Origin of the sequence: Streptomyces phyllanthi (genome assembly GCF_009377205.1) — a bacterium.
GTDB classification, from domain to species: domain Bacteria; phylum Actinomycetota; class Actinomycetes; order Streptomycetales; family Streptomycetaceae; genus Streptomyces; species Streptomyces phyllanthi.
Window position 1 is genome coordinate 1 of sequence record NZ_VJZE01000263.1, and the last position, 12,906, is coordinate 12,906.

At 67.5% G+C, this 12,906-nt stretch carries 11 protein-coding genes and 1 pseudogene; 8 read left to right on the forward strand and 4 right to left on the reverse strand.

Features of this window, described 5'->3' with window-relative positions:
- Both FNH04_RS29205 and FNH04_RS29210 read left to right on the forward strand, forming a co-directional pair.
- The coding region (locus FNH04_RS29205) for a fumarylacetoacetate hydrolase family protein (RefSeq protein ID WP_152788781.1) at positions 1–569 on the forward strand (569 nt) is incomplete at its 5' end.
- A gap of 65 nt (positions 570–634) precedes the next feature.
- Complete coding sequence (locus tag FNH04_RS29210) at positions 635–1,420, forward strand: IclR family transcriptional regulator (RefSeq protein WP_152788782.1); 786 nt, start codon at positions 635–637, stop codon at positions 1,418–1,420.
- Positions 1,421–1,717: 297 nt separating this feature from the next.
- Here FNH04_RS29210 and FNH04_RS29215 read toward each other — a convergent pair whose 3' ends face one another.
- Entirely contained in the window at positions 1,718–2,308 is a 591-nt protein-coding gene (locus FNH04_RS29215; protein ID WP_152788783.1) for a TetR/AcrR family transcriptional regulator, read from the reverse strand.
- A 120-nt stretch (positions 2,309–2,428) separates the two neighbouring features.
- Here FNH04_RS29215 and FNH04_RS29220 point away from each other — a divergent pair.
- From FNH04_RS29220 to FNH04_RS29240, 5 genes and pseudogenes are all read left to right on the forward strand, one after another.
- Positions 2,429–3,164: pseudogene (locus tag FNH04_RS29220) on the forward strand (SDR family NAD(P)-dependent oxidoreductase).
- Positions 3,165–3,207: 43 nt separating this feature from the next.
- Positions 3,208–4,146: a cyclase family protein gene (locus FNH04_RS29225; RefSeq protein ID WP_152788784.1), complete on the forward strand. Its 939-nt coding sequence runs from the start codon at positions 3,208–3,210 to the stop codon at positions 4,144–4,146.
- Positions 4,147–4,299: 153 nt separating this feature from the next.
- Positions 4,300–4,704: a nuclear transport factor 2 family protein gene (locus FNH04_RS29230; protein ID WP_152788785.1), complete on the forward strand. Its 405-nt coding sequence runs from the start codon at positions 4,300–4,302 to the stop codon at positions 4,702–4,704.
- Between the two features lie 93 nt (positions 4,705–4,797).
- The gene (locus FNH04_RS29235; protein WP_152788786.1) at positions 4,798–5,451 is read left to right on the forward strand and encodes a DsbA family oxidoreductase; all 654 of its coding nucleotides are present in this window, start codon (positions 4,798–4,800) and stop codon (positions 5,449–5,451) included.
- A gap of 667 nt (positions 5,452–6,118) precedes the next feature.
- Positions 6,119–8,575: an alpha-L-rhamnosidase gene (locus tag FNH04_RS29240; protein WP_152788787.1), complete on the forward strand. Its 2,457-nt coding sequence runs from the start codon at positions 6,119–6,121 to the stop codon at positions 8,573–8,575.
- Between the two features lie 67 nt (positions 8,576–8,642).
- On the opposite strand, the gene FNH04_RS29245 is transcribed toward FNH04_RS29240, so the two are convergent.
- From FNH04_RS29245 to FNH04_RS29255, 3 genes are all read right to left on the reverse strand, one after another.
- Positions 8,643–9,614, reverse strand: a complete 972-nt coding sequence (locus FNH04_RS29245; RefSeq protein ID WP_194236853.1) for a LacI family DNA-binding transcriptional regulator — start codon at positions 9,612–9,614, stop codon at positions 8,643–8,645.
- Positions 9,615–10,155: 541 nt separating this feature from the next.
- Positions 10,156–11,643: a hypothetical protein gene (locus tag FNH04_RS29250; protein ID WP_152788789.1), complete on the reverse strand. Its 1,488-nt coding sequence runs from the start codon at positions 11,641–11,643 to the stop codon at positions 10,156–10,158.
- Positions 11,636–12,052 carry a trypco2 family protein gene (locus FNH04_RS29255; RefSeq protein ID WP_152788790.1) on the reverse strand — a complete coding sequence of 139 codons (417 nt, stop codon included), beginning with the start codon at positions 12,050–12,052 and terminating at the stop codon, positions 11,636–11,638. Before FNH04_RS29255 ends, FNH04_RS29250 begins: the two co-directional genes overlap by 8 nt.
- A gap of 629 nt (positions 12,053–12,681) precedes the next feature.
- On the opposite strand from FNH04_RS29255, the gene FNH04_RS48005 reads away from it, so the two are divergent.
- Positions 12,682–12,906 (forward strand): PucR family transcriptional regulator (locus tag FNH04_RS48005; RefSeq protein WP_456154879.1); only part of this gene is annotated, 225 nt, incomplete at its 3' end.

Sequence of the window (12,906 nt, forward strand, 5' to 3'; positions counted from 1 at the left end):
ACCCCACCCTGTTCGCCAAGTACGACGGCTCCCTCATCGGCGCCCACGACCAGATCCACATGCCGCCGGTCAGTGACGACCTCGACTGGGAGGCCGAGTTGGCGGTCGTCGTCGGCCGCCCCGGCCGCCATGTGCCGCGTGAGAAGGCCCTGGCGCACGTGGCCGGATACACGGTCGCCAACGACGTCACCGTGCGGGACTGGCAGCACCGCACCCGGGAGTTCCTCTCCGGCAAGACCTTCGAGGCCACCACCCCGGTCGGACCCGTCCTGGTCACCCCCGACGAACTCCCGCCCGGCGCCTCGGGACTGGACATCTCCTGCAGCGTCGACGGCCACACCATGCAGAAGTCCAACACCGCCGACCTGCTCTTCGACGTGGCCGACACCATCGCCTACATCAGCACCGTCATCACGCTGCTGCCCGGCGACCTGATCCTCACCGGTACCCCGGGAGGCGTGGGCGCCGGGCGCGACCCGAAGGTCTTCCTGCGCCCCGGCCAGGAACTCGTCACCGCGGTGGAGGGCATCGGGGAACTGCGCAACACCGTCGTCAAGGACCGGCTGTAGACCGGACAGGCGGACAGCCGGGCGCGGCCTCCACCACGCCGCGCCCACCCGCTACAGTGTCTCGCATGTCAGGAAACACGTCCCCCAGCTACCGCGACCGCAACTCCACGGCCGACCGGGCACTCGACATCCTGACCATGTTCGACGACGTCCACCTGGTCGTCTCCGGGACCGCCGTGGCCGAGCGGCTCGGCGTGGCACGCTCCACCGCCTACCGCTACCTCCAGAGCCTCGTCGCCGGACGTTTCCTCGAAGAGGCCCCCGGCGGCGGGTTCCGGCTCGGCCTGCGGGTGCTGGAGATCGCCCGGCTGGCCCGCCGCAGCTACGGCCTCTCCGAAGTCGCCATGCCGTCGATGGAGGACCTCGCCGTCGAGACGCATGAGACGGTCCTGCTCACCCGCCGCACCGGCGACCTCGTCGTGTGCGTGGATCGTGCGGAGAGCACCCGCGCGGTCCGCATCTCCTACGAGCGCGGCAGTGCCCTGCCCATCAACGCCGGCGCCTCCGCTCTCGTGCTGCTGGCCTGGAGCCCGGAGGACGAGGCCCGCCGCCTGCTTCAGAACGCCGAACTGCGGCGGTTCACCCCGGCCACCCTCACCGACGTCGACGCGCTGATGGAACGGCTCGGCCGCATCCGCCGCATCGGCTACTCCGTCACCCGCGGCGAACTCGACCCCGACGTGGTCGGCGTCGCCGCGCCGATCCGGGACGAGAACAAGAACGTGGTCGCGGCCGTCAGCGTCGCCGCCCTCGCCTCCCGCGTGTACCCGGAGGCCGAGGCGGAGATCGCCCAGAAGGTCCTCGCCACCGCACAGGAGATCAGCGACCGGATGGCCGTCGTCGCAGGATGACCCCGTTCGTGCGGGAGCCCGCCGTCCGGGGCCTCCACCTGATCGGGCCGCGGTCCGACCGGACACCCTGACCGGCATTCGACCTGCCTCAGGCGTGTCCGTCGGTCGCTTCGGGGCGGGCCCCGAGTGGGCGGTCGACTGGGCCCCTCATGGTGGATCCGGAATCGTGACCGAGTTCGTCGCGTCGTGCTTCCTCACGTGATGGTGGGTCGTGCGCCGGACGGGAGGGCCGAGGAGCCGGCCGGGCACGCCCTGGTCGCTGCCGAGACCGGACGCGGACTGCGGCCCGGTTGTCTGTCAGCCGGCGGGTATCACCTGGACGGCGAGGACAGCGGCGGCCATCAGTTCTTCGCGGGGCGCGTCGGAGGCGGCGTTGACGGCGAGGCCCTCGGCGGTGGCCATGAGGAAGCGGGCCAAGGTCCTGCAGTCGGTGCCGGCGGGCAGGTCCCCGTCCGCCACGGCCTTCTCGAATCGGTCCTGGACAGCCCGCCGGTAGTCGTCGCGCGCGACCTTGAGCACCTCCACGATCGCGCGGCCGTCCTCGCCGGAGGCGAGACCCGCCTGCACGGTCAGACAGCCGCGGGGCTTGCCCGGTGTGGTGTACGCCTCGACCAGGCCCGTCAGCAGCCGTAGCGCCACCTCGCGCGCGGTGGGCTGCGCCAGCGCCTCGCGGGACAGGGGCGAGCGGGCCTCGGCGTAACGGTGCAGGACCTTCTCGAAGAGTTCCCGCTTGTTGCCGAAGGCCGCGTAGAGGCTGGGCGGTCGGATGTCCATGGCCTCGGTCAGGTCGGCGATCGAGGTGGCCTCGTAGCCCTGGCGCCAGAACAGCTCCAGGGCCACGTCCAGTGCGGCCTCCTCGTCGAAGGCGCGCTTTCCGCCTCTGGGCATGGCCCTTCCCTCCCTTGCCCGGCTCCGCCGGGGTGCCGGTTGCACGTTCCCTTTAGTGGTCGTTACAGTGTAGCCGTTGACCGCTTTAGTGGTCACTAAACCGAAAGGTGGGTGGCACCCATGGGCAAGCTGACGGGCAAGACGGCGGTCGTCACCGGCGGAAGCAGCGGTATCGGACTGGCGACCGCCCGGACGTTCGTCGCCGAGGGCGCCCACGTGTACATCACCGGCCTCGACGCCCAGGAACTGGACGAGGCCCGGGCCGAGATCGGCGGCGATGTCACAGCCGTGCAGGTCGACATATCCCGCCTGGAGGATCTCGACCGGCTCTGGCAGCAGGTCGAGCGGGAACGGGGAGGGGTCGACATCCTCGTCGCCAACGCCGGCCGCGGCGAGCAGGCCACGTTGGCCCAGGCCACGCCGGAGCACTTCGACCGGCTCTTCTCCGTCAACGCCCGGGGCACCTTCTTCGCCGTGCAGAAGGCGCTGCCGCTGCTCAACGACAACGGATCCGTCGTTCTGATGGCTTCCGCCGGGCACCTGAACGGCGCGGCGGAGCGGCGTCTACAGCGCCACCAAGGCCGCCATCCGCTCCTTCGCCCGCACCTGGGCGAGTGAGCTGAAGGGGCGCGGGATCCGGGTGAACACGGTCAGCCCAGGGCCGATCGACACGCCCGCCCTCGACAGGCAGGACGACCCGGCCGCTCTGCGTACTTCGCTCGCGGCCATGGTCCCCCTGCGCCGTCTGGGCAGGTCCGAGGAGATCGCCGCAGCCGTGCTGTTCCTCGCCGCCGACGACAACCGGTACACCACCGGCTTCGACCTCGTCGTCGACGGCGGCCACACCCAGATCTGACCACCACCAACAAATCGGCATCAACGCCGTCTGAGGAGAACCCATGAGCGATACCACGACATGGCCGCATCACGCACTCGGCAAGGAACTGAGCAACTGGGGGCGTTGGGGTGACGACGACGAGATCGGCACCCTGAACTTCATCACCCCCGCCAAGCGCGTCGCCGCGGCCCAGCTCGTCAGGGCCGGCAAGACCTTCGACCTCGGCATGTCCTTCGGCAAGGAGGGCCCGGCCACACCGAACACCTTCCGGGACAACCCCCAGCACATGATGACCCTGCTGCCCTCGGACAGCGCCGGCGCCCCCGACGGCATGTTCGGCACCGACGACCTGGTGGTCATGAGCCTGCAGGCGGCCACCCAGTGGGACGGCCTCGCCCACATGGGATACGGCGGCCACTTCTACAACAACGTGCCGGCCGCCGCGGTCAACAACTTCACGGGCGCATCCCGCGACTCCTTCGACAAGGTCGCCGGACGTCCCATCTCGCGCGGGATGCTCCTGGACATCGCCGCGCTCAAGGGCGTCGACCGCCTGGCGGACTCCTACGAGGTCACCGCGGCCGACCTGACGGCGGCCGAGGAACGCCAGAGCGTGCGAGTGGAGTCCGGTGACATCCTCTGCGTCCGCACCGGGTGGCACCGCTGGTTCGCCGAGGGGGACCGCGACCACTACATGGGCGAGAACGAGGCCGGCCTCGGCCTGGACACCCTGCGCTGGCTGTACGACCGTGAGGTCGCCGCCGTGGCCGTGGACAACTGGGCCGTCGAGGTCTACCCGTCCCCGGTGGAAGGCACCTACGCTCCGTTCCACCAGGTCGCGATCCGGGACATGGGCCTCACCCTCGGCGAGATGTGGGACTTCGAGGCCCTGGCCGCCGACTGCGCCCAGGACGGCGTGTGGGAGTTCCTCCTGTGCGCCCCCGGCCTCAAGATCACCGGCTCGGTCGGATCGCCCATCACCCCCATCGCCCTCAAGTAGCGGCCGCGCGCCGGATGAAGGCCGCGGCCTACGGGCCGTCGGCGGGCATCACCGCTCCCTCCGTGAGTGAACCCATCGTTCCGTGGATGGACGACCCGACCCTGTCGACCGTCGGGCCGTCCGTCCACGGGCATCGAGCAAGGAGTAGCTCCCATGACAGCAACCGGCAACACCGCCGTGGTGCTGCGATTCTTCGAACGCTTCGCCGCAGGGGACGCGCAGGCCGCACTGACCCTGCTGGATGAGCAGGCGGTGTGGTGGGTGTCGGGCAAGCCCGACCAGTACCCTTCCGCCGGCCCCCACGGAAAGGACGAGGTCCTCCAGATGCTGGGCCGGGTGGGGCAGGCCCGGCCGAACGGCGTGGAGATCGAGGTCACCTACACAACGGCACAGGACGACCGGGTCGTGGCGGAGGTCGCGAGCCGCGGCGTCTCCGCCGCCGGGAAGGTCTACGACCAGCGGCTGGTCTTCGTCTTCCAGCTGCGGGACAGCAGGATCCACCGCATCCGGGAGTACCTCGACACCCTCCACGCCAACGACGTCCTGGTCGCGAGCTGAACCCTGTCCGGGCACGCACCTGCACAGGGGGCATCCCGGACGGGAGACCCAGCAGTTGAAACCCTGTTCACGTTATGGAAGGCGGTTCCCGAGATGGCATCCCCCCGATTGACGATCGACATGTGGGCCGATGTGCTCTGCCCCTGGTGCTACGTCGGTGAGCATCGTCTGAGCACCGCGGTCGCGCGGTCCCCGTACGCGGCCGACATCGAGCTGAAGATCCACACGTGGCAGCTCGACCCGAACGTCCCCACCGAGGTCTCGTGGATCCCGGAGTACCGGGTCAGGAAGTTCGGGGTCACCCCCGACCAGGCGCGGGCCATGGAGAGCGAAGTGGCCGGGCAGGCCGCCGCCGACGGTCTGCCCTACGTCCTGGACCGGCCCGTTAGCAACACCCTCGACATGCTGCGTCTGGTCCACCTCGGCAACGAGCACGGCGTGGGCTGGCAGTACATGGCGGCGATGCACTCCGAACTGTTCGGCAGCGGCAACGCCGACACCTTCGAGCACGAGACGCTGATCCGCCTGGGCGAGCGACTGGGTATCCCCGGCGACGAGATCCGCGACGTCCTCGCGACCCACCGCTACGCCGCCGACGTACAGGCCGATCATGCCGCCGCGGTGGCCCTGGGCGCCCGTGGTGTCCCCTTCACCGTCCTCGGCAACCGGCTGGGCATACCCGGCACGGCCGGCATCCGCCAGTACACCGACGCCATCGACCAGGCATGGGAGCTCGTCAATGACTGACACGCCGTCCGCCCCGCCGCCGCTGCAGCTCATCGACACCGGGCCGGCCGGCGGCTGGTGCGATGCGGAGACCGGAATCTGCACGAGCGCTGCCCCGGAGCCCGATACTCCGGGCCTGGTGTCTCTCGGGGAGAGTTCGCCCGGTGCAGACCAGGCGGGTTGCCTTCCCGGCTGAACGCGGCGAGCGGGCGGACCGCCTGCCGCCCATGGACGCTCGGTCGCCGGAGACATGCCGATTTCGACTGTCCCCTCGTTCGTCATGGGCCCCCGCCCGTGGAGTGCACCATGTCGTGCGACTCGATCAGCCTCTCGTGTGTTTCTCGTCCGGCTCCTCCTGAGCTGAGTAAGCGTCAAGTTCGTTGGGGTGCCGGAACGGGATGAGTCGCCGGGATCCCGAGTGGCCGGTCCAGCCTGAGTGAATCGATTCATTACCTGCGTCCTCGCGGGCGTGTGATCGATGTCAGAGTCGGCGGACGAGCTAGTCATCAGCGTCCACGTGGCGACACTAAAGCAGTTCGAAACGTTTAAGTAACCCCATTGACTCGAATCGCACCCTCTCACTAGCGTGCGCCGAAACGTTCCAAACCGGCGGAGCGCTGCGGCAGCCTTCGGCATGTGTGCCGCCCGCAGACCTGCCAGACAGGTTCACTGACAAGGAGGGAACGGCATGCCTCTCAACAGGTCGGCCACGCGTCGCCAGGTGGTGGGTTCCGCTGCCGCTGCCGTGGTGCTCGGCATGATGAACCCGGCGCGCAGCGCCGCGCTTTCCGGTGCCCCGTCGGCCACGGCCGCCGGCGCCGAGGACGGCTGGACGGCGCAGTGGATCGGGCGGGACACCCCGCCGGTGGCGCCCGAGCTGGGCAAGCAGAACCCCGCGCCGCTGCTGCGCCGGAAGTTCGAGCTGGGCAAGCACGTCGCACGGGCCGAGTTCAGCATCGTCGGACTGGGCTACTACGAGGCGTGGATCAACGGCCACCGCGTCGGTGACCAGGTTCTGGACCCGCCGCCGTCGGCGTACGACCAGACCGCGTACTCGCGCACGTTCGACGTCACGAAGGCGCTGCGCGGCGGGGACAACGCCCTTGCCGTCACCCTGGGGCGCGGCTACCTCAGCACCCCCGCGACCACTCCGGCCACGATATTCGGCCTGCCCAAGGCGCCGTGGACACAAGAGCCCCGACTTCTGGCGCAGCTGGACATCGTCTTCAGCGACGGGACCAGACGCCGGGTCGTCAGCGACGACAAGTGGAAGATCACCGACGGGCCCACCCTCGACGCGCTGTACTTCGGTGAACACTACGACGCCCGCCGGGCCAGACCCGGCTGGACAGGCACCACCTACGACGACTCCGGCTGGGAGGACGCGCATGTGCAGCCGGCGCCCACCAAACAGGTGGTGCCCGCCGGCATGCCGCCCGTCAAGGTCACCGACACCTTCGGCCCCGTCGGCTCCACGAAGCTGAAGACCGGCACCCAGGTCTACGACTTCGGCCGGACCACGGCCGGCTGGGCCCGCATCAAGGTCAGCGGGACGGCCGGAACGACGGTGACCCTCATCTACGGGGAGCAGCTCAACGACGACGGCACCGTGTTCCAGTCGGGCATGCTCGGTCCCGCCGACGTCAGTCACCTGGATTCCTACACCCTGGGCGGCAAGGGAGTGCAGACGTGGGAACCCAGCTTCACCCGGCACGGTTTCCGCTATGTCGAGGTCTCCACCTCGGCACCGCTGACCTCATTCGGGATCGAGGCCCGTGTCGCGCACACCGCGGTGGAGTCGACCGGGCGCTTCGACTGCGCCAACCCGGTGCTGACCAGTATCAATGCCATTCAGCGTGCGTCGCTGCTGGACAACATGTGGGGCATTCCCAGTGACACCCCCTGGCGGGACCGGCAGGGCTGGACCGCCGATGCCTATCTCTACCTGGACTCGGCGGCCCTCAACTTCGATGTCGAGGGCCTGTACCGCCAGTGGTTGCGAACGTTCCGGGACTCCCAGCGGGCCGACGGCGCCCTGCCGGTGATCGCCCCGAACCCCGGCGGCTTCCCCCTGTGGAACGACCCGTCCTGGTCGGGCACGCTGATCTCCTCCACCTGGACCCACTACCAGCACTACGGCGACGCCGGCGTGCTGCGCGACAACTACCCGGCCATGGCGCGCTGGCTCGACCTGATGCGCACCACCATCGCCGGGACGAACGGCCTGTACACCGGCTTCTCCTTCGGCGACTGGTCACCGCCCGGCGCGGAGAACGCTGCCACCCTGGCCCTCAGGCCGCCGGAGGGCTCCCTGCTGACCGCCAACGCGGATCTTTACCACGAGGCCCGTCTCCTGGCCCTGATCGCGAGGGAACTGGGTCACTCCGGCGACACCGCGCGGTTCGACACCATGGCCGACGCCCTGGCCGAGAAGTTCAACGAGAAGTTCCTCGACGCCGACGCGGGCGTCTACCACACCCCCGTGGAAGCCGGGTACCGCCAGACCTCCAACCTGGTGGCTCTGGCGTACGGGCTGGTCCCCGACGAACACCGGGACAAGGTCTTCGCCAACCTCGTCAAGGACATCACCGACCGAGGCAACCACCTGAACACCGGGGCCATCGGCACCAAACTGCTGCTCCCCGTCCTGACCGAGAACGGGCGTGCCGACCTGGCCTACAAGATCGCCGCCCAGACGGACTACCCCAGCTGGGGCTACTGGGTGAAGCAGGGTGCCACCACCTCGTGGGAGACCTGGTCCATGGCCAAGAAGGACTTCTCGATGAACCACCCCTTCCTGGGCACCGTGGACGACTGGTTCTACCAGCATTTGGCCGGTATCCAGGCGGCTGCTCCCGGCTACGGCAAGGTGCTCGTCGCGCCGGTCGTGCCGGACGGCCTGAGGTATGCCTCAGCCCAGGTGACGACCCCGCGCGGCGAGGTCAGCTCCGGCTGGCGCAGGCAGAACGGCCGACTGACCCTCACCGTGAAGGTGCCCGCGGGTACACCGGCCGAGGTCCGTGTCCCGCTCACGGACGGAGCACGGGGGGTCACCGCGGGCCGGGGCGCGACCCGCGGGGAGCGGAAGGACGATTACGTCGCCTACCACGTGCGGGCCGGGACACACGTCTTCCACGTGTCCTGACCAGGCATCGGGCACCCGAGTTCGCCCTGGTCGGCGGGCTCGGGTGCCCGATGACCGGTCGGCTGGTTCAAGTGGACCGGCGGACGACGACCTCAGCTGAAGCCGCACTCTCCCAGATCGTGCGGCCGAGCGGCGTCCGGTGACCGTTCAGCTCCGCCTCCAGCCAGACGCGCACACCCTTGAGACGGTCGGCATCGACCAAGCGCGCCGTCGTGAGCGGGGGGAGCGCCAAGCGGCCCTCCACGGTGTCCTCGGCGCCGATGACCGCCACATCCGACGGAACCCGCCAGCCGAGATCCGCAGCCGCGGCCAGTACGGCCAGTCCGTGGCGGTCGTCGGCCGCGCAGATCGCCGAACCCGGCGCGCGGCCCAGCGCCGACAGGGCCGTCACGGCCTGCTGCCGGTCGAGAGGCAGAGTGAACACCTCGGGCTGCGGCATCCCCCGCCGCTCGCATTCCTCCCTTACACCCTGAAGCCGGTGCTCGGCCACCACGCGTCGGCTCGAAGGCTCCGGAAACGCGTACCGGACCCTTTCGCAACCGCGTTCCACCAGATGCGCCACCTGGGCCCGGCCGATCGCCCGCTCCCAGGGCCGGTCCGCCGCCTCCGGATCGCCCTCGGCGGCGGGGAACCCGAAGACATGCCGGACTCCGGCGGCACGCATCTCCTCACAGGTCCGCACGGTCACGAAGGCGAACAACGCGACACCGACAGGCTGCAGCGCCGCGACCACCTTCACCGCCTCCGCCTCCTGCAGCAGCGTGTGCGTGACGACGGTGTAGCCGAGGTTGGACAAGGCACCGACGACCGCGCCGTTCCAGCGCTCGCTGACATCCCCCACGAACGTCGGGTCGAGGACCACCAGGACGACGTTCGAGTGCCCCCGGCGCAGAGCGGTACCCACGGGGTTGCGCACGTACCCGAGGTCGGAGACCGCCGCGGCTACGCGCCGCTTCGTCTCCTCGCTGATCGTCTGGGACTCCTTGCCGTTCAGCACGTAGCTGACCGTGGCCACGGAGACCCCGCTGAGCTTCGCCACGTCACGGATCGTCGGACGGCGTACCCCGGCACCCACTCGTCCAGCCCCTCTTCTTCGACTCCAGCCAGGGTATGCGCTGCTCAACGCTGTGTGTGCCAGGTCCTTCCCATGCTGCAGCGCGGATGATCGCCGCTCCAGGAGCCTGTCTACCAAACACGCTGATCAGCGGAGTCCCACCCCGCAACCGAACGAGGACCGGCCGTATGTGCGCCGCAAACGGGACGTCTGCGCACTACGGCTCCACAACCACGTCATGACGCTCGTTTGACGCTCTGGTCTCCCGGAGGCGGGACGGCGAGCCGAGAAATAGCCTCTGACCTGGCCTTTTCCGAGACCCGCTCAGGCCGACATCTTTCCGATGACGCATCATGTGGAGTGCGTGGCGATCCTCGAACCGGCCGCGAAGGGCTCCTGACCTGCGGTTTTGCACGTGCGCATTATGTGCGGTGTGGGCGTTGCCTTGACGCTGTGAGCGCCCAGACAGCCCGCCACGAGTCAGTCAACCAAGAAGCCAGCACATTGTGAACCGGCAGATATGTGGTCAGAAGCCTGGGGTGGAATTCTTCACCGACGGAGGGCGAAACTCTTTCCCGATCGATACAGAGAATTCTCGTGCCAGTCTCGACTGATAATGATTGAGTGTGTCGTCAGGCAGGGGAACTGGCGATCTGAGTACAGCAGGTTTGCCGATCATCATTGATCTAGTCCATTGATCTCGCAGCGACTGAAGGAGCAGTCCATCGCTGCGTTCGGGCGACCCGGGTACCGAGACATCGTCCAGGACGAAGAACGCAGGCACGAGTTCGGCGTTATAGGTGTCGACCAAGGGGCCGGTGCCCCATATAGGAACCCACGGGTTGTGCAGGAGGGGTGGATATACCGTGCGCCCCCACATGGCTTTCGCGAATGCCCTTCCTCGCGGATCCGCACCATTCCCGCGGAAGCTGGCTGCGGCTCGCGCCAGCGTATCGGAGACAGTTGTCCATCCCAGCGTGGCGCATATGTCATCCGCACACCTAAGTGCATCGTCGATGTCTTGCGCCGGCCTAATGCGGTCTCCGAGGGTCAGCCATATTTCGACGATGCGAGCCATGGGATGCAACTCCGTGACGTTTGCCCCCTGGCGATCGAGATAGTGCTGGGGCAGGCACGGAGGATTGAGTGCGGCGTCACAAGCGGCGATGTGAGTAGCCAGCAGGCGGCGAGCAGGAAGATCCGGGTAAGCGCGTCTGGTTCGGTGAAGCAGGCCGACCGACTCAATTACTTCCATTCCGTGCTGAGGCTCGTCAAGTATGGCGCGCAGCCCACGATCGTCTTCGGGACTGAGTTCGACAGCGAGCGCCGCGGACTCCATGACGCCGGCGATGGTGAACATTCCTGTCGTAGGGAGAGTCATGAGCATGGCCATATACTCCTCCGGCGCCTCGACGAATTTTTCGGAGTGCAGGGCCAGGAAGAATTGGTCGGGGAATCTCTGAGTGGCGGTCTCGTACAGCTCCAGGATGTTCGACTGCAGCCTCGACCACTGGCGCTGCCACGGAGTTATAAGGGCGGCCGGCTGAGCTGCCGCGTGAAACGGGTTGTTCACGCTGCCAGCGACTTCGGTGATCAAGGACTCGGTGATCTGCCAGCCGTGAACAAGCCCGGCCGCCTTGTCGTCGTAGGCGGAAAGAGACGGCAGATACTTGATCAGTGGTGATCTGATGGGGGCTTTCGCTTCCTGGACAAGCCATTTCAGCATCCGAATCACGTAGTCAACCTGCACCGATCGGAGCATCCACGTGTAATATCCGAGCGTAGTCCCCAACGTCTGCCCGACGTGTGCTAATTCATGCACGTAGGTACGGCAGAGCTCACTGAACGGCTGATCCTGTGACTGAGCTTCCAGCGCAGCCAGAAGCTCCTGTCTCGAACAGTTCATGGTCAACGTCAACGACACATGGTCCAGCCATCCCTCGAACTCCAGCAGGTCGGAGGCTGGGCTGGGCGGAGTATGATCGCAGCCCTGGCTTGACTCCGGATCAGTCATTCTTTTCCTTGCGCCGCCTCAGACTGATTCGAGGTCTCACCGGAAGCACCTCATCGTAATCAAGTGGCACGAAAGACGAGGTGGCCGGTGCAGCGTTCACCCCGGCCTGCGTTGCTGCGGATTCGTCGTCGCCGAATGGGGGAATTTTCGCACCGGCTGCCACCAATCGCAGCGTCATCCTCTGGCTGTGGGCATTGGTCCGCCCGGCCTCTCCGCCAACGTCAACGACGTGCAAGTCAAGCCCGGCACGTCCCTGACGTGACCGGGAAACTGTGAACTCCAACTCAACCGTGAGCTCGGCTACTTCAAATACTGCCCGACGCCCGCTCTGCTTGCGTTCCCGTTCGGATTCCAGTAGATCCTCGCTTAGTTTCCGAATCAACTCTTTGACGGTGATTGGATCACTCACAGTGCCTCCCCCTGGCATGTCGGCGGTGGGCTGATTGTACGGTCAGGGCTCCACCCGGTCGACGGCCTCGCGCAGATCAAGCAGATCAACCAGAAACAGTCTTGATCCGCGATCTTCGATTTGGACGATTCCCTGGCGCTGCATCTCTCAAGATTCGAAAGTGTCTGCGACTCTTGCGTGAGTCATGATGCGCCAGGTGCTGCTCGACAGACTCAGTGCGGATCAGCCCGGAAACTACGCTTCACATTGGGACGCCCTTGGCAGCCAGTAGATCCCCCAGCGCGTAGATCGGGAAGTCACACTGGAGTATTGGGCAAGCGTCGATCATGACCGCACCGGTGTGGGGAGCGGCGCGACGGTCGGCGGTCCGTTGTACCGGGTCTCTCGGGCCGGACCTCGGTGTTCGGGGTAGCTGTTGTGGTGTCGCCACCTCGTCCAGCGCATCGTGCGGCACCAGATCCGTCAGGCGGCCCCACTGGACGGTCCACAGCCCTCATCGACATGCGCGGGGCTGCCAACTCCCGCCTGACCAAACGGCATGGGGCCGTAGCGGCCCTGCATGAGCGCCACGGACGAAGCGCACGCTCCACGCCCCATGACGTACACATCTGAACAATGAACAAAGCCTTTTGACCACCGACCCCATCCAGGCCGACGAATTCGTCTCCGACACCCTCGGCGACCTCCTGTACGCCGATGCCGAAACCCGGGAGACCCTGGCCACCTACCTTCGGGAGCAATGCAGCACCACCCGGACCGCCGAACGGCTCTTCACACCACCGACATGGGGCCCGAGTGGAACGGCATGCGGACCTGTCGGCGGCCTCGACTGCGGAGGGTGGGCGGGGAGTTCC

Excerpts from the sequence above, each read along its gene's own strand:
- FNH04_RS29215 (WP_152788783.1), bottom strand. The coding sequence starts at position 2,308 with ATGCCCAGAGGCGGAAAGCGCGCCTTCGACGAGGAGGCCGCACTGGAC.
- FNH04_RS29235 (WP_152788786.1), top strand. The coding sequence starts at position 4,798 with ATGGCATCCCCCCGATTGACGATCGACATGTGGGCCGATGTGCTCTGC.
- FNH04_RS29230 (WP_152788785.1), top strand. The coding sequence starts at position 4,300 with ATGACAGCAACCGGCAACACCGCCGTGGTGCTGCGATTCTTCGAACGC.
- FNH04_RS29240 (WP_152788787.1), top strand. The coding sequence starts at position 6,119 with ATGCCTCTCAACAGGTCGGCCACGCGTCGCCAGGTGGTGGGTTCCGCT.
- FNH04_RS29210 (WP_152788782.1), top strand. The coding sequence starts at position 635 with ATGTCAGGAAACACGTCCCCCAGCTACCGCGACCGCAACTCCACGGCC.
- FNH04_RS29225 (WP_152788784.1), top strand. The coding sequence starts at position 3,208 with ATGAGCGATACCACGACATGGCCGCATCACGCACTCGGCAAGGAACTG.
- FNH04_RS29250 (WP_152788789.1), bottom strand. The coding sequence starts at position 11,643 with ATGACTGATCCGGAGTCAAGCCAGGGCTGCGATCATACTCCGCCCAGC.